The 16,844-nt window shown below is 50.8% G+C and carries 18 protein-coding genes; 1 reads left to right on the top strand and 17 read right to left on the bottom strand.

Features of this window, described 5'->3' with window-relative positions; all coding sequences use genetic code 11:
* Window positions 1–174 precede the first annotated feature (174 nt).
* The 16 genes from MESINF_RS13050 to MESINF_RS13125 form a co-directional block, all read right to left on the bottom strand.
* Window positions 175–312: a hypothetical protein gene (locus MESINF_RS13050; RefSeq protein WP_169698557.1), complete on the bottom strand. Its 138-nt coding sequence runs from the start codon at window positions 310–312 to the stop codon at window positions 175–177.
* A 528-nt stretch (window positions 313–840) separates the two neighbouring features.
* Entirely contained in the window at window positions 841–2,109 is a 1,269-nt protein-coding gene (gene ltrA, locus MESINF_RS13055; RefSeq protein ID WP_169700841.1) for a group II intron reverse transcriptase/maturase, read from the bottom strand.
* A gap of 196 nt (window positions 2,110–2,305) precedes the next feature.
* A complete protein-coding gene (locus MESINF_RS13060; protein ID WP_169698557.1) occupies window positions 2,306–2,443 on the bottom strand; it encodes a hypothetical protein in 138 nt (45 codons plus the stop codon).
* Window positions 2,444–3,244: 801 nt separating this feature from the next.
* Window positions 3,245–4,072, bottom strand: coding sequence for a hypothetical protein (locus tag MESINF_RS13065; RefSeq protein WP_169700524.1), 828 nt, complete (start codon window positions 4,070–4,072; stop codon window positions 3,245–3,247).
* Between the two features lie 4 nt (window positions 4,073–4,076).
* Window positions 4,077–5,222, bottom strand: coding sequence for a tRNA guanosine(34) transglycosylase Tgt (tgt, locus tag MESINF_RS13070; RefSeq protein ID WP_169700526.1), 1,146 nt, complete (start codon window positions 5,220–5,222; stop codon window positions 4,077–4,079).
* A complete protein-coding gene (locus MESINF_RS13075; RefSeq protein ID WP_169700528.1) occupies window positions 5,215–5,844 on the bottom strand; it encodes a cyclodeaminase/cyclohydrolase family protein in 630 nt (209 codons plus the stop codon). The genes tgt and MESINF_RS13075 overlap by 8 nt, the downstream gene beginning before the upstream one ends.
* Window position 5,845: 1 nt before the next feature.
* The gene (gene deoC, locus MESINF_RS13080; protein ID WP_169701091.1) at window positions 5,846–6,514 is read right to left on the bottom strand and encodes a deoxyribose-phosphate aldolase; all 669 of its coding nucleotides are present in this window, start codon (window positions 6,512–6,514) and stop codon (window positions 5,846–5,848) included.
* 128 nt (window positions 6,515–6,642) lie between these two features.
* Window positions 6,643–7,191, bottom strand: a complete 549-nt coding sequence (locus MESINF_RS13085; protein ID WP_169700530.1) for an HDIG domain-containing metalloprotein — start codon at window positions 7,189–7,191, stop codon at window positions 6,643–6,645.
* Entirely contained in the window at window positions 7,166–7,849 is a 684-nt protein-coding gene (radC, locus tag MESINF_RS13090) for a RadC family protein (RefSeq protein WP_169701092.1), read from the bottom strand. The genes MESINF_RS13085 and radC overlap by 26 nt, the downstream gene beginning before the upstream one ends.
* Window positions 7,850–7,867: 18 nt before the next feature.
* Window positions 7,868–8,431, bottom strand: coding sequence for a Maf family protein (locus tag MESINF_RS13095; protein WP_169700532.1), 564 nt, complete (start codon window positions 8,429–8,431; stop codon window positions 7,868–7,870).
* Window positions 8,419–8,952, bottom strand: coding sequence for a Gx transporter family protein (locus MESINF_RS13100; RefSeq protein ID WP_169700534.1), 534 nt, complete (start codon window positions 8,950–8,952; stop codon window positions 8,419–8,421). The genes MESINF_RS13095 and MESINF_RS13100 overlap by 13 nt, the downstream gene beginning before the upstream one ends.
* Window positions 8,953–9,015: 63 nt before the next feature.
* A complete protein-coding gene (locus MESINF_RS13105; RefSeq protein WP_169700536.1) occupies window positions 9,016–9,345 on the bottom strand; it encodes a NusG domain II-containing protein in 330 nt (109 codons plus the stop codon).
* 14 nt (window positions 9,346–9,359) lie between these two features.
* Complete coding sequence (locus MESINF_RS13110; RefSeq protein ID WP_169700538.1) at window positions 9,360–10,400, bottom strand: FAD:protein FMN transferase; 1,041 nt, start codon at window positions 10,398–10,400, stop codon at window positions 9,360–9,362.
* On the bottom strand, window positions 10,370–11,365 hold the full coding sequence (gene amrS / locus MESINF_RS13115; protein WP_169700539.1) for an AmmeMemoRadiSam system radical SAM enzyme: 996 nt from the start codon (window positions 11,363–11,365) through the stop codon (window positions 10,370–10,372). Before amrS ends, MESINF_RS13110 begins: the two co-directional genes overlap by 31 nt.
* A gap of 21 nt (window positions 11,366–11,386) precedes the next feature.
* Window positions 11,387–11,902: an AmmeMemoRadiSam system protein A gene (amrA, locus tag MESINF_RS13120; RefSeq protein ID WP_169700541.1), complete on the bottom strand. Its 516-nt coding sequence runs from the start codon at window positions 11,900–11,902 to the stop codon at window positions 11,387–11,389.
* A 9-nt stretch (window positions 11,903–11,911) separates the two neighbouring features.
* Complete coding sequence (locus MESINF_RS13125; protein WP_169700543.1) at window positions 11,912–12,934, bottom strand: 6-phosphofructokinase; 1,023 nt, start codon at window positions 12,932–12,934, stop codon at window positions 11,912–11,914.
* Window positions 12,935–13,031: 97 nt separating this feature from the next.
* Between MESINF_RS13125 and rnr the strand changes: the two genes are divergently transcribed.
* Window positions 13,032–15,233, top strand: coding sequence for a ribonuclease R (gene rnr / locus MESINF_RS13130; RefSeq protein WP_169700545.1), 2,202 nt, complete (start codon window positions 13,032–13,034; stop codon window positions 15,231–15,233).
* Between the two features lie 84 nt (window positions 15,234–15,317).
* On the opposite strand, the gene MESINF_RS13135 is transcribed toward rnr, so the two are convergent.
* Window positions 15,318–16,580 (bottom strand): InlB B-repeat-containing protein, encoded by a 1,263-nt coding sequence (locus MESINF_RS13135; protein WP_169700547.1) that lies wholly within the window; start codon window positions 16,578–16,580, stop codon window positions 15,318–15,320.
* Window positions 16,581–16,844 lie beyond the last annotated feature (264 nt).

The following is a 16,844-nucleotide window of genomic DNA, read 5'->3' on the forward strand; positions in this document are numbered from 1 at the left end:
TCCAACAGCTCCAGCCTCAGATATTGTTGCGACAATTAATGACTGGCTTCTCTACCCTCCCGGGAATATGTACCTTGTCTTTAACTGTCTGACCTAAGTCTCTTCACTGTCTTCCGATCACATTTCTTCGATCCTTCTCCCCTTCGCAAGTGATGGAGCCTTTCGACCTCCTCATCACCCCCTTGGCTTATAGCCAAGGTCCCTTCTCCTTTCGGAGAGGTTCTTCACTACTACGGGTTCATCTGCCATCCTCCTGAGCTTTCCCTTAACTTGGATCTCCTCCTTGCTAACGGTTACCCCTTTCGGACTCATGAGGACTTCCCCGGGTAAGATACACCACTTTCATCCGAATCCTGCCATCCGAACCTTTACAGCTGGAGTCAGGGCTTTCCCTTATCTCGCAGGGTTACCCTCTGTAACGGCCATCTCTGGTTCACTTTCGTTCAGTTCCGGACTTTGCCTCGGGCTTCCTTCAGATTCACCGTTACCAGTGACACCCTTGCCTCTGGCTAATGCTTCTTTGACTCCCCACATTCGGGTCTTTCACCCTATAGTTGTGTACCATGCCGGGCGCACGAGATTCTGAGTCAAGCTTAGAATGATGGGAAGGAAGAAGGACCGTCATCCCGTAATGATCCTATACGGGATCTCGCTCAGAAGAGCCGTCCTTCGTTGTTCGTCCCAGATCATGGACCCGTCCTTCGTGCAGTTCCTCGTTCCGACGCTGCGAGTCCAGGCTCCTCGTTCCTGGTTCAAGACAGAGGAAAGAGCGATCGAGTAGGAGAGGGGCGGAGCCCCTCGTCCTCTCACAGAACCGTGCGTACGGGCCTCGTACACGGCTCATGGATCGAGTATCGGATACTTCGACAGGGGATGATAGTACGATGTCATATCGAATAAGTTCATCTCTTCAAAGAACCTGTTGGGAATGGCGTAATTGACTGCTTTTGTGTGAGAAGAGCGCCATTTGTTCATTCTCAAATTGACTTTCTCTTCCCATCCAGCCCTTCTAAGGACTCTGTTCAGTTTCTTTGTGCTCTTCCACTGGTGTAGTATGATGGCTCTAAGCCTTCTCCTTATCCAGCTCAAAAGCCCTCTCAAGGTAGATTGTAAGTCTACTATCCTGAAATAGCTGGCAAATCCTCTCAACAGTGGATTTAGCTCTTTCACTATTTCCTTTACCGGTGTGCTCTGGTTCCTTCTTGTAAGTCCCTTGACCTTTCCCTTGAACCTTTTCAATCTGGATTTCTCTATCCCAACTCTCTCGCCTTTTATTTCGAAGCCAAGAAAGTGAAAGCCCTCCTCCAGTGTTGTGATTCTCGTCTTGTTTCTGTTGACCTTGAGCTTCATGTCAATCTCCAGTATGTTGATCGCGATTGCCAGAAACTCTCGGGCTTCTTCCTGGGTTTTCGAGAAGATTAATATGTCGTCTGCATATCTGACTATCCTTATTCCTCTGGCTTTCATCTTCTGGTCGAACTCGTCCAGGTAGATGTTCGCCAGCAGGGGACTTATTACACTACCCTGTGGACTGCCAGTTTCTGTTGCCTTCCAGACTCCATCTTCCATTACTCCGCTCTTCAGCATTGCGCGTATGAGTTTGAGTATCTTTCCATCACTCACTCTCTCTGCTACGGAGTCTATTATCTTCTCATGATCCAGAGTGTCGAAACATTTGCTCAGGTCAAGTTCCACTACATTGCACAGACCGTATTTGGATGCAAAAGCTTTCGCCTTCTCCACCGCCTGCCAGGCATTTCTTCCCTTTCTGTAACCGTAACTGGAGGGATGGAATCTTTCCTCGAATATAGGTTCCAGTATCTCCTTGAGAGATTGTTGTACCACCCTGTCTCTCACAGCAGGTATTCCCAATTGCCTTGTTTTACCATCTGCTTTTGGGATTTCTACTCTCCTGAGTGGCATGGGCATGTACTCACCGCTCTTGATTTCTTCGGATAATCTCTCGATTTCTTCAAGGAGTTTCTCCCCGAATGATTTTACGGTTACTCCGTCTATCCCAGGAGCTCCTCTGTTGGAGTTTACCCTGTGATAGGCTTTCAATAGGTTCTTCTTCGAATAGACTTTGTCGATTAGACTGTAATACTTCATCTCTTTCTCCTGCATGCTCCCTTCCAACAGCTCCAGCCTCAGATATTGTTGCGACAATTAATGACTGGCTTCTCTACCCTTTCGGGAATGTGTACCTTGTCTTTAACTGTCCAATCTGAATCTCTTCACTGTCTTCCGATCACATTTCTTCGATCCTTCTCCCCTTCGCAAGTGATGGAGCCTTTCGACCTCCTCATCACCCCCTTGGCTTATAGCCAAGGTCCCTTCTCCTTTCGGAGAGGTTCTTCACTACTACGGGTTCATCTGCCATCCTCCTGAGCTTTCCCTTAACTTGGATCTCCTCCTTGCTAACGGTTACCCCTTTCGGACTCATGAGGACTTCCCCGGGTAAGATACACCACTTTCATCCGAATCCTGCCATCCGAACCTTTACAGCTGGAGTCAGGGCTTTCCCTTATCTCGCAGGGTTACCCTCTGTAACGGCCATCTCTGGTTCACTTTCGTTCAGTTCCGGACTTTGCCTCGGGCTTCCTTCAGATTCACCGTTACCAGTGACACCCTTGCCTCTGGCTAATGCTTCTTTGACTCCCCACATTCGGGTCTTTCACCCTATAGTTGTGTACCATGCCGGGCGCACTAGATCCCGGATCAAGTCCGGCATGACGGGAAAGAGGAAAGACCGCGAAAATAGGGACTGACGGGCTCCTGACGTCTGTCCTGTTTTTCGCGAAGACCGGGATCCTTACTGAGAGCATGCTAGGATGACCTGAAGGGAAAGCCCGCCCTGATGAGCCTGCCCTGAAATGCTCCTATTCAGGGTTATCCCATAATGCTCCTACTAAGAACCGTTATAGGTTGTGCGTTGTGCATAAGAGCGAGATGCCGGATCGGGGTCCGACATGACGGGAAGGGAGTAAGACTGTCATCCCGTGTCATCCCGTAGTGCGCCACTCATGTCATCCCGTAATGTTCCTATACGGGATCTCGTTCTTTTCGTCCGTCTTTAAACAGAGGTAAGAAGAATGAGATCAGAGGTAAGAAGATCAAAATCCCGCTCTTCTCGCCTCACACCTCTACCCTCTCACCTCTGGTTCCGCTCTCTCCAAGGACGGGTTCACGCTCCGGGACGAAGGACCAAAGACCGCTCTTCTCGCTCTTTCTAAGGACGGCCACATCACCATTTGCCCATCACGGCCACGTTCCAGGTCTTCTCGAAGGCTATGGAAGGGATCTTCCTGTTCAGATTGGTTCCTACGCCGCCCGTTATGAGCATATTGCCGATTACGACATCGATGCCGCCACCGATTATGAAATCCATATTATTCTCGAGATCTATGTTCATGGAGACGCCACCCCTCACCGAGAACATCTTGTTGTAGGTGTATTGGGTAGATAGACCGAAATACCTGATCTCCATTCCATTTCTCGTTCCCAGTTCCAGACCTATGACGAAGGGATCGGGAACGAACCTGACACCGGCCAGCACATCAACGGTGTTTTTGTTCGAGCCGCTCGACCAGAGGGTGCTTTCGAAGGCCGCCACATAATCCAGTAATATGAAGGCCTTTCCCGATATACCCCCTTTCAACACGAAATCGTAGTCCGTTGCAGTCGCCACGTGCATATTGACTTTCAAGTCGGCACCGTAAGTGGTCAGAGCGCCCAAATTGCCGGAAATCGTGTAGCTCAGGGAACGCAGACTGGAACCGGGACCGATATCCATGTAGTACTGCAAGGCACCGGCCATATTGTCATCGGAATCTTCGAATAACTGAACGAAGAGATGCCGCTCGTTGACGAGTGGCGAAGCGCTCCTGGTGATCTCCATAAAACTTGTGGAAAAGGCCGAGTTCACTATTCCGTACAGATCGGAAGGACTGCCATAGCCGGAGTTGAATCCCGTTGATATGACGCCGTTTCCGCCGGTTTGGAGATTGAAAGTATTCAATGCCAGAGAAATAACACCGAAAAGCACAAAGAAAAAGACAAGAGACCTCTTCATCACATCACCCCATCCGCTCGCTGGAAAAACTTTCGAGACTATTACTCCCGATCAGTCCATTCCTTAAGCACTCGGTTTTGAAATCCATATATCTTTCTTCGGCTATCGCTTCTCGCAGTTCCCTGACGAAATTCATCAGAAAACTTATGTTGTGATAACTCAACAGGATCTTGCCAAGCATCTCATCTCTGGAGAGGAGATGATGTATGTAAGCCCTGCTGTAAGTCGAGCAAACGGCGCATGAACAGTTTTCATCCACTGGAGACCGGTCAAACCTGTTCCTCGCGGCCTTCAGGTTTACCCTTCCCGTCCAGGTCAGGGCCGTGCCATGCCTGCCCATTCTCGTCGGCAGTACGCAATCGAACATATCTATGCCGTTTTCAACGGCAGCAAGAATTATATCCGGCGAGCCGATCCCCATTAGATACCTGGCTCTATCTGAGGGAAGAAGATCGACCGAATGAGCGAGTATCCTAGTAGTAACGGAAAACTCCTCTCCCACGCTCAGCCCGCCGAGCGCGAATCCGTTAAAATCCATCGACGTGATCTCGGCAGCGCTCCTCTCCCTCAGATCTTCGAAGAAACCGCCCTGAACGATACCGAAAAGCGCCTGCCTGCTTCCCCTGTGCGCTTCTATGCATCGGCGGGCCCATCGGGTGGTTCTTCCCACTGAGCCTTCTACATACTCTCTCGATGCGTCTGGCTCGACGCACTCGTCAAAGGCCATCGCGATGTCCGAGCCTATCGCCCGTTGGATTTCCATCGAGAGTTCGGGAGTCATGAATATCTTGCTGCCATCGAGCGGTGAACGAAATTTCACACCCTCTTCCAGAATCTTCTTATCGCTTAGTGAAAAGACCTGGAAGCCACCACTGTCGGTCAGGATCGAATGTTGCCAGGACATGAACCGGTGAAGCCCACCGAACTCTCTCAAAACATCCAGGCCCGGTCTCAGATATAGGTGAAAGGCATTTCCAAGTATGATGCTAGCCTGGAGGGATTCCAGTTGGTTCTGCCAAAGTCCCTTGACGGTTCCGTTCGTTCCCACCGGCATGAAGACGGGTGTGTCTATCTCACCGTGATCGGTGAACAATCTTCCAAGTCGGGCCTTGCACTCGTTGCTTTTCTTTAATATCTTCAGTTCAACCATTACGTTTTCCGAGTACGTCCATTATTCTGTCATAGGTTGAAGTCATTTGCCTGTCTAGCTGGCTCATCTCATCGGAGATCCAGGCACTGTACTCCGCGTCCTTCAGGGATTTCATGTTTATCATGACATTTGCGTAGGCGATCTTATAAACTGCCATAAGCAGATAAGCGGCGCTTTCGGCGTCCGAGAGGACGTTGAGGTTGCCCCATTTGGCCAGTCTTTCTATGCTGATTATTATATTCTTGCATCTTCTTGCCAGATCAAAAGGCACCTCTATTGCGGTCTTTAAGGCTTGCTGTATCTTCATTTCCCTAGCATTCTTTTCTTCCTCGGTGGCTTTGGGAAGTTTGTAAGCGGACATCACCTGATCGAATGCCTGAATGTCCTTGTTCACCAGTTCGCAAAGATAAACAGACTCGGCTTCGCAGGTTTCCAGAACTGATTCCATGTGGCCTTCCACATCTTCGTATCCCTTTTTACCTATAGTGAGATTGGCCACCATAGAACCCAGGGACGCAGCCAGCGCTGCCACCACTGCTCCGACCGCTCCACCGCCCGGTGTCGGACTTTTCTCCGCCACCTTCTTAAGAAAATCCTTTACAGAAAGAGCGCAAAAATCCATCTCAATATCCCCCTTTATCTCTGGCAATTCCGCCAGTCACTATTTTTATGCCTGAACTGGTGCCTATTCTGTCGGCTCCTGACTTGATCATGGCTATCGTGTCTTCTCTGGTTCTAATTCCACCCGAAGCCTTCACTCTGCAATGGTCGCCGACGACGAATTTCATCAGCGAAACGTCTTCTACCGTCGCACCGCCTGTGGAAAAACCGGTCGATGTTTTGACAAAAGCAGCACCTGCCTCTCTCGAAATAACGCAGGCGGCAATCTTTTCCTCTTCAGTTAAGAGGCAGTTCTCGAGAATGACTTTGACTATTTTGCCTTTTGCCGATTCTACCACTTCGGATATATCATCATAAACCTTCTGATACTCTCTGGCCTTAAGCAATCCCACGTTGATTACCATATCGAACTCGTCGGCTCCATTTTCCAGAGCCCACACCGTTTCGGCGCCTTTGGTCATCGTGGCCATCTGTCCCAGCGGAAAGCCTATAACGACCGTCTTTTTCACGGGCGACCCTTCGAGCGCCTTACTGACGAGCGAGAGATAACCGGTATTGACGCAGACGCTCCAGAAATTGAACTCTCTGGCCTCCTGACAGAGCCTGACGATCATCTCCTGTGTGGCGTCGGCCTTCAGGAGAGTATGGTCTATGTAACCGGCCAGTTCTATGTCCTCGTTCACTTCTCTCACGATCGGAGCATAGCTCTCTCTATATCTTGTCATTTCAGATTCTATGATCTTCTCGATCACTGGAAACACTCCCTTTCACTATATTATGCCATTTCTATACCCTGCAACTACAACCCCAGTTCTGCGGAAATATTTTGCATCGCGCCGAGAGATATGGCAAGAAAATCCTCGAGCGACAGACCGAGCTCTTCGCAGCTGGCCATCTGTTCTCTACTGGCTCCTCTGGCGAAAGACTTCTCTTTGAATCTATTTAGCAAGAACTCCACATCGACATCGGCCAATTTTGCCCCTTTCCGTATGAGGACGGCAGCCACGATGAAGCCCGTTACAGGATCGGCCGCGTAGATGGCCTTCTCGATCAGTGACTGCCTTTCTTTTCTCTCGCAGTGGGCGAGGATGGCATCCTTTATCTCGGTTGAAACATCCTCGTTGGCGAGCATCTCGACGGTCTTCAAAGCGTGTTCTTCAAAGCGGTCTTTGGTGAGTTCGTAGTCGAGATCGTGGAGCAGACCGGCTATCCCCCAACTGTCCGTGTCCTGACCCAGCTTTACGGCCAGCGCGCGCATCACCGCCTCGGTGGCTATCACGTGCTTAACCAGGTTTTTCGATTTCAAATGTTCCTCTACCAGACTATAAGCTCTTTCTCTGGAAATCATCGCCCACCTCCGTGTAAAATACCCTTCCCGCCATAAAGCTGAAAAAGCTGCCTTTCCCTACAATTATATGATCCAGGAGCTTTATGCCCAAAGTTTCTCCCGCTTCTTTTATTCTATCTGTTATATTACCATCTTCCTTACTGGGACTGGGATCTCCCGACGGATGATTATGCACGAGAATGATCGCGGCCGCCATTCTGCTGATGGCAGGTTTGAAAACTTCGCGTGGATGCAGGAGCGAAGAGTCGAGTATTCCCACGCTGACTGTGTTTAGACCACAATAATTCAACCTGGTATCTAGCGAGATCACCCTGACCGTTTCTCTGTCCAGCAGTGTCATATCGTGGCAGAGATAATAGACGCTTTCCGGTTCGTCGAGTTTCATCCGGGTCTTTTTTGACATCTCTCTGAAAACCCTGTGCCCCAACTCCAGGGAGGCCTTGAAGAGAACGGCCTTGGCCAGACCCATTCCCTTCACGTTCATAACTTCCCTCACGTCGGCGCAGAGCAGAGCCGTGAGCGATCCGTAGCGGTTCAGGAGTTCTTTGCTGAATTCCATTACACCCTTTCCTTTTACCCCAGTTCTCAAAAGGATGGCCACGAGTTCTTCGTTCGTGAGCCTTTCTGCCCCGAGCTCGAGAAGTTTCTCTCTGGGCATCAGTACCGTGTCTTCCAACTAGATCACCTCTCTGGTATGTAGTTCCTGCCACAATCTACCGATGGGCAACCCCATTACATTGTAATAATCCCCGTTTATGCTTTCGGTGAAAAGAGCGCCGTAGTCCTGTATGCCATATGCACCTGCCTTGTCGAGGGGGATTCCTGTCTGAACGTATTCCCCTATCAGCTTTAACGGAATTCGGCGAAATTTGACTGCGGTTCTTTCTATAAAACTGAAGTTCCATCGACGCTCGAGCACAGACACTGCCGTGAAGACATAATGCATCTTTTCGGAGAGCCTCACCAGCATCTCAAAAGCCTCATCCTTCGACGAGGGTTTTCCCATGACGGTGTTCTCGAGCACCACGACCGTGTCGGCCCCTATGACCACTGCATCTGGATATCTTTCGTAAACGTTCCGCGCCTTTCTGAAAGAGAGGTCCGCCAGTTCCTCCGGGTCGAAAGAGGTGGAAAGCGCTTCCTTCACTCCGATGGGTGGGATGGTCTCGAATGTAACTCTGAGGAGTTGCAGCAATTCTTTTCGGCGGGGCGAAGATGAGGCCAGTATCAGTCGAACCATATGGTATCACCTATTCTTCTAATCACTTCGTGTGCAATGTAAGCGTTTATGAGAGCCGAGATCGAGCCCAACAGAAGCATATAAGGATAGAGGTAGAGTATCTCCCCGCTCCTCACTATAAGCCAGGCGGCGACGAAGAGCTGCACGAGGTTGCTCACCGCGGCCCCGGCAAGACTGACACCGGCCATGCCGAAGAGTCGGCTTCTGGAGAGGAGCCACATCAGGAGAGCCGAGGCGACTATTCCGGATATCCCCATTATGAAACCCGGCGTACCCAGACGACCTGTGAGAAGTCCACCGACAACCGTCTTTCCTATGGCAAGGTATAGAGTATCGCGCAGAGAGAGACCATTGACGGCCAGCAGAAGCACGAAGTTCGAGAAGCCCCATCTCCCGCCTGGGACAGGCAGTGGAAAGGGTATTAAACTTTCAAGAAGGTACATCACCGAACCAATAGCTACCAGCATGGAAAGCGTCGTTATTCTCTTTGCGGTTTGAGCGTCTGAATCACGATTTATCATAGCCCGTCCACCGTTCAGATTATCCAGTCGCACCGTGCACTGGCCTGCCTCTGTCCTTTCTCTTCACTGAGTTATCGCATCGAGCTGCGTGTAGCCGGCCGGAATCTTTATCAAGATTCTGTTGGGAATGCAGACAATCGGCATTCCAGGTCTGTCTATGGCTCCCTGGTTCACGCAGATCCTGTCGGGGCAGTCGGAATCGACAACCGAGATTCTGCCACCGCTCACGGCGATTTTCATGCCCTCCAGGCTGAACTGCGAATCCACGCGAAGATCAACCGTCATCACCAGCCGTCCATCGTGGTAGATCTCAGCTATCGTGGCCAATTGTCTGCGGGGAATGAAGAGTATGATCGACGTCAGGATCAGTATGACGATAATCAGCCAGTCCAATTTGCCTAAAAACCTCATTTCTGCTGATATACCTCGAATCCCGGTGATTTGAAGGTGCTCCTGTCCTCCATCACCAGAAAGACGAGCGTGCCGTATCTGGGAAGAAAGGTTATCCCAGGATCTTTACCCATCACGAAGGCCGCTGTCGCGTAGGCGTCGGCGAGCATCGCGCTTTTGTTTATCACCGTGGCGCTTATCACCCCGCTCCTAGAAGGGTTGCCCGTTTTCGGGTCGAGTATGTGGTGATACCTTATGCCATCGACAATAAAAAACCTTTCGTAGTCACCAGAAGTGGCGACGGCGCCATCGTAGAGATATATGTACTCTATCACATCCTGTACGCTCTTCCCTCTCGGATCGCGTATTCCGACTATCCAGGGCCTGTCTCCGTATTTGGGTCCGATCACGCCGATATCGCCACCGGCGTCTATGAAGCCTGTGGCTTGAGGATCGAGCGATTTTATTCTGGCAATCGCCAGATCCACTGCGTAACCTTTGGCGATACCGCCCAAATCCAGTGTGAGTCCTTCGGGTAGCCTGACGGCCATCTCGTTTTCGTCAAGCTCCACTCTCCGGTAACCGGTCTTCGCGAGCGCCGAGGCTATTTCACTGTCGAGGGGAACTCTCTTTTCGGAGTCGGCGTCGTCGAAACCCCAGAGGGCGGTCAACGTGAAGAGCGTCGGATCGAATGCACCACCGGTGTTTTCCGCAACTTCCAGCGCCGACTTGACGAGAAACACCGTCTCCTGGTCGAGATCATCGGCCTGGCCGGTCGCATTCAGTCGGGCGATCGTACCCGAGCCCCTGCTGCCGAACTTTTCGTCGATCCTGGCTATTTCTTTCATGGCCGCATCGGCCAGCACCACCGGTGAGATTGTTTTCGAGCCGACTCTCACCGTTACGTAGGTTCCAAGATAGTAACCGGTCCTGTCGTAGTACTCGACCGGCTTTTCCCTGAGGAAGAGGTAAGTCAGGATCGCGGCCGCCGCGATCAGAAGGATTCCATAGAAGAAGATTCTGCCCTTTAAAAAACTAGCGATATTTCTTTTTGACAACTGGTGCACCTGCCTTTTTCATCCACTCCACTCACGATAACATTATAGCCCCTTCTCTCTATGAGCAGGTTTCCGCAGTCGGGACAAAATGTATCGCTATATCCTTCGAGCACAACGTTGCCCACGTAAACGTAGTTCAGGTGTTTCTTCGCTTTCGAAGCCAGTTCTATCAGCGATTCGACCTGCGTTGCGGGGACTGTGTAGTGGTAATTGGGAAAGTATCTGTTTATATGGAGCGGTATGTCCGGCGACAGGCTCTTTATCCACAGCGCCTCTTCTTCCATCTCTTCAAGATTGTCGTTCTTCCCCGGTATGATAAGGGTGGTGAGTTCGATATGCACACCGGATTTTATGGCAATCTCGATGGACCGCAGAACGTTTGCCTTCTCGGTTCCTATTTCCTTTCTGTAGAAATCGTCGTTCCAGCCTTTTATATCTATGTTCATCGCTCTCATCGATTGGGAAAGGAGCTCCATGGGCTCTCTCTCGATAACGCCGTTGGTGACGAGTACACTGTATATTCCCTCTTTGGATGCGGCACGTGATGTGTCGAGAATGAATTCGAAAGAGACCACAGGCTCGTTGTAGGTGAAAGCGATCCCTTTGGATTTTCTTTCAGTAGCTATCTGGATCAGCTGCTGGGGCATGACATGCTTGATCACCTTCGGTCTATCCTTGGAAATCTCCCAGTTTTGGCAGAATTCGCAGCTCAAATTACAGCCCCAGGAACCGACGGAGAGGATCGTCTCTCCCGGAAAGAAGTGAAAGAGCGGCTTCTTTTCTATCGGGTCTATGGCGATCGAGGTCAGCTGCCCGTAGTTCAAGGAGTACAGCATTCCGTCCACGTTTCTCCTGGTCTTGCAGAAGCCGACTTCTCCCTGCTTTATTACGCAGTGGCGTGGACACAGAAGACATTGGAGAGTACTCCCTTCGTCGTACTCGTCGAAATATACGGCCGGTTTCACAAAAATCACCTCTCAGGTTATCTAGTGATACCTTTTTACGGTGAATCGATATATTCGGTAACTCTCGCCCTTGCTTATTCCCGCCTTCATGAGAGCGATTCTGAGTTGTTCGTCGACTGTATCTACCCCCTCCAGATCGGGAAGAAGCACGCCCTTCTTCCAGCCGTGCTGAACGATTACTCCGTATCGCTTTGGATCGAGTTCTTCGGTGGTTGTCGCTTCGGCCTCTCCCAGTACGTCAACGGTTATCACGAGTTCGTCGAGCTCTTCTGGCTCGATTGGCGGGAATCTAGGGTCCCGGGTCGCCGAGGACACAGCGTTCTGGAGTATCTCGCTCGCCAGGTTACCTGTTACGGGCGAGAGCGTACCTATGCAGCCCCTCAGGGCTCCGTCACTCTTGTGAATCGATACGAAGCACCCGGCCATCATCGTTCTGAGTTCCCGGGAAACCCATTCGGGTATGGAGGGAACTCGTCCATTCCTGATGCGCTCTTCAATCGCGTATCTGGCGAGCCTTACCGGTTCAGAGTTTTCCATATATGCTCCTCAACCAAAGAATATTTGCGCCAGTTTGTAATATTCGTAAGGAACTAGTTTCTTGGTGGCTATTCCATATTCCAGAGGTATCGACACTATTTCGTTTCCCCTCAGGGCTACCATTCTACCGAAATCGCCCTTGAGAACCAGCTCCATGGCGCGAACGCCGTATCTGGTACCGAGTAACCTGTCGAAGGCCGTCGGTGTTCCGCCTCTGAGAAGGTATCCCAAAGCCATCGATCGTGTATCGTATCCAGTCCTCTCTCCTACCACTTCGGCCATATAGTGGGCTATTCCGCCGAGCTTTATGTGGCCGAAGGCATCTATATGGTTTTTGTCGCCTACGACATTCTCCAGCTCTGTGGGTTTGAAACCCTCGGCCGTGGCGATTATCATGTAACCCTTATCCTTCATCCTCCTGTTGATATATCCTATTATTTCTTCGATAGTCATGGGATATTCGGGGATCAAGATCAGGTGAGCTCCAGCGGCCAGTCCCGCTTCGAGAGTTATCCAGCCGGCTTCGCGTCCCATAAGCTCGACGAATATGACCCTTCCGTGGGATTTGGCGGTTGAATGCAGTCTGTCGATCGCATCGGCCCCGACGTTGACGGCCGTATGGTAGCCGAAGGTGTAGTCGGTGTTGGAAACGTCGTTGTCTATCGTTTTGGGTACGCCGACCGTCCTGTAGCCCATGGAGGCCAGCTTTGCCGTGACACTGAGCGTATCGTCGCCACCGATGCCGATTATGACGTCCAGCCCCAGCTTCTTAATATTTTCTTCGAGTTTGGTTCTCATTTCCTCCGACCTGAAGGGATTTATTCTCGATGTGCCCAGAATAGTTCCGCCGAGGATGTGTATGCCCTCCACATCGTCTCCGGTCAGTTTCATGTACTCTCCCTGAACAAGTCCCTTCCATCCATGCATGATTCCTATGATTTCTACGTTTTCGGGTGCAGATTTCACTATTCCTCTGATAACCGCGTTCAGTCCAGGGCAGTCCCCGCCACCGGTCAAAATTCCAATTCGCATTGCGAACCTCCTGTTTGAATATATATAACGAAAGACACTGTATAATTATAACATAAATGGGTACGAAATTCAGGTAAAAACGAAAGGAAAGAGGCTAATGAAGCTAACTTTGAAATCACTGCGAACACACTTCAACTCACCCGAATACACTCCCGTGACGCTGAAGAGCCTTGCTCTGCAGCTGGGAGCAAATGACAAAACTTCGAAAAACGAATTAAAAACCCTGCTCGAAGAGATGACTGGTACAGGTGAGATAGTGCGCGATTCCAGGGGCAGGTACATCGTTCCCGGAACCAACAACCTGACCGGTATCATCGAGTTCACAAGGCGCGGCCTTGGCGCCTTCGTGATCGAGTCTGGAGGGGAGGAGATCTTCATTCCACCTGAAGAGACTGGCTTCGCCATTCATGGAGATACAGTGATGGTGGAGATTACGGGCGATTACAAAGACATCCACAGGGGAAGGGTTATCAAGGTTCTCAAGCGAAACAAAACAAGAGTCGTGGGAACTTTCAAGACCAGGGGGATCTTCGCCTTCGTCGTACCGGACGATGTGAAGTTAAAGAATGACTTTTACATCCCTCCGGAGGAATTCAACGGCGCCAAACCCGATGACAAGGTACTGATAAAAATCACCAGATATCCCACGCCGGGCAGAAACCCCGAAGGGTCGGTCGAAAGGGTTCTCGGCGATTCTAGCGCTCCTGAGGTCGATCTCATGACGGTGATATACCGGCACGATCTTCCCGAACCCGATGAATTCCCTCAGGAAGTGAGCGCACAGGCGAAGAAGATCTCCCCGACGATCTCGGAAAGAGATCTGAAAGGTCGGAAGGATTTCAGAGGAGAGGTCGTGTACACGATCGACGGCGAAGACGCCAAGGACTTTGACGACGCTATCTCACTGATCCGTCTGGAAAACGGGAACTACCTGCTAGGAGTGCACATTGCCGACGTCTCGCATTATGTCTTTGAAGGTTCGGCGATAGACAAGGAGGCCTTCTCGCGGGGAACTTCAGTCTATCTACTCGACACAGTAATTCCGATGCTCCCCTTCGAACTCTCGAACAACATTTGCTCGCTCAAACCCGACGAAGACAGATTGACGCTTTCTCTGATTATGGAGCTCGATCAACGTGGAAAGCTACTTTCCTCGAAGGTTGAACAGGGTGTTATCCGTTCCACAAGACGGCTCACATATACTGAGGTGAACGAGTTTCTCGAGGGCAAAGCCTCTAGAGATTCTCTCGAAAAACTTGAACCGGTTAGCAAGAGCCTCCTTCTCTCGCACGAACTGGCCAGCAAGCTGCGTGACAACCGCAAGAAGCGCGGTTCGGTGATGGACATATCCTCGCGCGAGGTTAAGATTATCTTCAACGACAAAGGCCGGGTGCTCGATATCGTGCCCCAGTCGCGTGGGATTTCCGAATGGATCATAGAGGAGTTCATGATACTGGCCAACGAAACGGTGGCCGAACTCTTCAACAACCGGGGCCTGCCATTCGTATATAGAATCCACGAGGAACCGGACGCCGAGTCGATGATGCAGCTGAAGAACTACCTCGAAGCCCTGGGCATGAACGTGAAAATCCCGCGCAACGTACAGCCCAAAGCGTTGCAGCAGATACTGGAGAAGACGAAAGACCACCCGCTCCACACCTCGATAGAGAGAGTACTGGTAAGAGGCATGAAACGCGCCGTCTACTCCGAAAACAATATCGGACACTTCGGTCTGGCCTCACAGGCCTACACCCATTTCACCTCGCCTATAAGGAGGTATCCCGACCTGGTCGTCCACAGACTGCTGAAGGCTTTCTCCTCCCGTGGAAACGGCGAGCTCACCGACGAACAGAGAGAGTACGAGGAAAAGCTCCCCTCAATAGCCTCATGGGCTTCGAAAAGGGAGCGCGTCGCCAACGAGGCCGAATGGGATCTGCTAGACATGAAGAAAGTCGAATATATCTCCAACCACATAGGTGAAGTTTTCCAGGGTGTTATAACCGGTCTCGCAAAATTCGGAATCTTCGTGGAAATAACCGAAAAGATGATATCAGGCCTGGTGCACATATCCACTTTGGACGACTATTACGACTTCATAGAAAACCAGAACATACTGGTCGGCAGAAAGAACAAGAGGATCTTCAGGATTGGCGACGATCTTAAAGTTCAGGCGGTCAGGGCTGATAAAACGACTATGGAGATAGACTTCAGCATAGTGGAAAAAGAGAAAAAGCCTGTCAAAAAAGTCAGTCACGAACAGAAAAACCGTTCAAAAAAGCCGAAGAAACACCACAAATGAACCGCGAGGGAAGGGCGGAAATTGTCCGCCCTTCCTTTTATAGATCATGAAAGCTAGCCGAACCCGAAGGATCGGAAAAGCGGTTTACTTAACGAAAAAAGCCACCAGCGCGATACTCATGGCCGGAAATGAGTATTTCCATTCCGGACTGAAGAGATAAACGCCGTATTCTTCAACCGTGTACCAGCCGGTAAAAGTGTAAGGCTCGTTCGCTATGGCGACGATCGTCACTATGTCACCCTTCTTGTACTGTCCACAGCCCGAAACCATTCCTCCTTCCGTCGGAGAGGCCGAAAGAGTAACCTGGTAGGTCGACAGACCGAACCGGGCCAGAGCCGTGAACCCCGCCTGAGGACCGGAGAAAGCGTACTGGGCGATCTCCTCGTTGCTGAAAGTGTACCAGTGTTCGCCCGTCAGAAGCTGCTCGCCCACAAACCAGTCTTCGTAGCTCAGGCCGTCGGTGGGGGTCACGCCTATCGTCACTTCGTCTCCGTAGAGATAGGTGCCTCCACCGGTCGTGATTCCGGCGTCAGTCGGCGTTACCGTGAGCGTGACATCGAAGGGGAGAGGCGAGAATTTGTGCATCCATGTGGTGTCCGTGACACCCAGTGTCAGGAAATCGGTGGCGTTGAAATTGTACACCGGATTCGGACTGATCAGCTCTCCCTGGTTGTACCAGCCGCCGTTACCGTAACCCGTGTATGGAACTGCCCCCAGCTCCACCGGATCGTCCCAGTAGTACTTACCACCGCCCGTAACCTCTCCGCTGCCGGTAGGTGTGGCGACGACAGTGACTTCGAGAGTCTTGGGATCGAATTCCACCTTGAAATCCAGATCGAAAGCTTCCTGAGTCTCGAAGTAATCTTTCGTGTTGAAGGAAAAGACCGGAGTGGACGCCACCAGTGCATCGTTTCTGTACCAGCCTTCGAGATTGAACGGGAGATTGGGCATGGCGGTCAATGTAACGGGCTCGTCGTAATCGTAGATCCCCTCTCCCATTACGGTTCCGCCTTCGGGTGGGACAATGTTAACCGCGATGACGACCTTTTGCTTTTCAAAGTGAGCCACGATTTCCTTGGACTGATTCATTTTTATGGTGGCGTGCTCATTGGTTCCAGAATGGTCTCCCGTCCATTGAGTGAATTTCCACCCCTCGTCGGGAACTGCTTCCAGCGAAACCGTCTCGTTGAATTTGTACTTGTCCTTTTCGGGAGTAACGACGACCGAGCCGTTGCCCTCGTGCAACACAGTGAGTACATAACTTGCAGGTTTGCTCAAATACTCATATGCTCCAAAACAACGATCAACGCCAATGCTATCAACAACGGAATAACCTTCTTCATTCAATAGCCCTCCTTCAGCATAAAATGCCTGTTCCTGCATTCACCTGTGCTGACAAAAAACTCTGGGCTGAGACAAAGAGTGGGTTATGACAAGACTCACAGAGCGACTGTTTCGACAGACCCCTTCACAGAAGTGGATAGAACGATTCTAGCAGTTATTAAGTTCATAGCAATGCAAAATCTCTACATATCTCTGAAGAAAAGAGTTGAGTTTCTCTTTTATCGCGTTTTGGTCCTGAAGCATTCCTGCCCCGGATATTTTACTATC

This window comes from Mesotoga infera, from assembly GCF_900157305.1.
Lineage (GTDB): Bacteria > Thermotogota > Thermotogae > Petrotogales > Kosmotogaceae > Mesotoga > Mesotoga infera.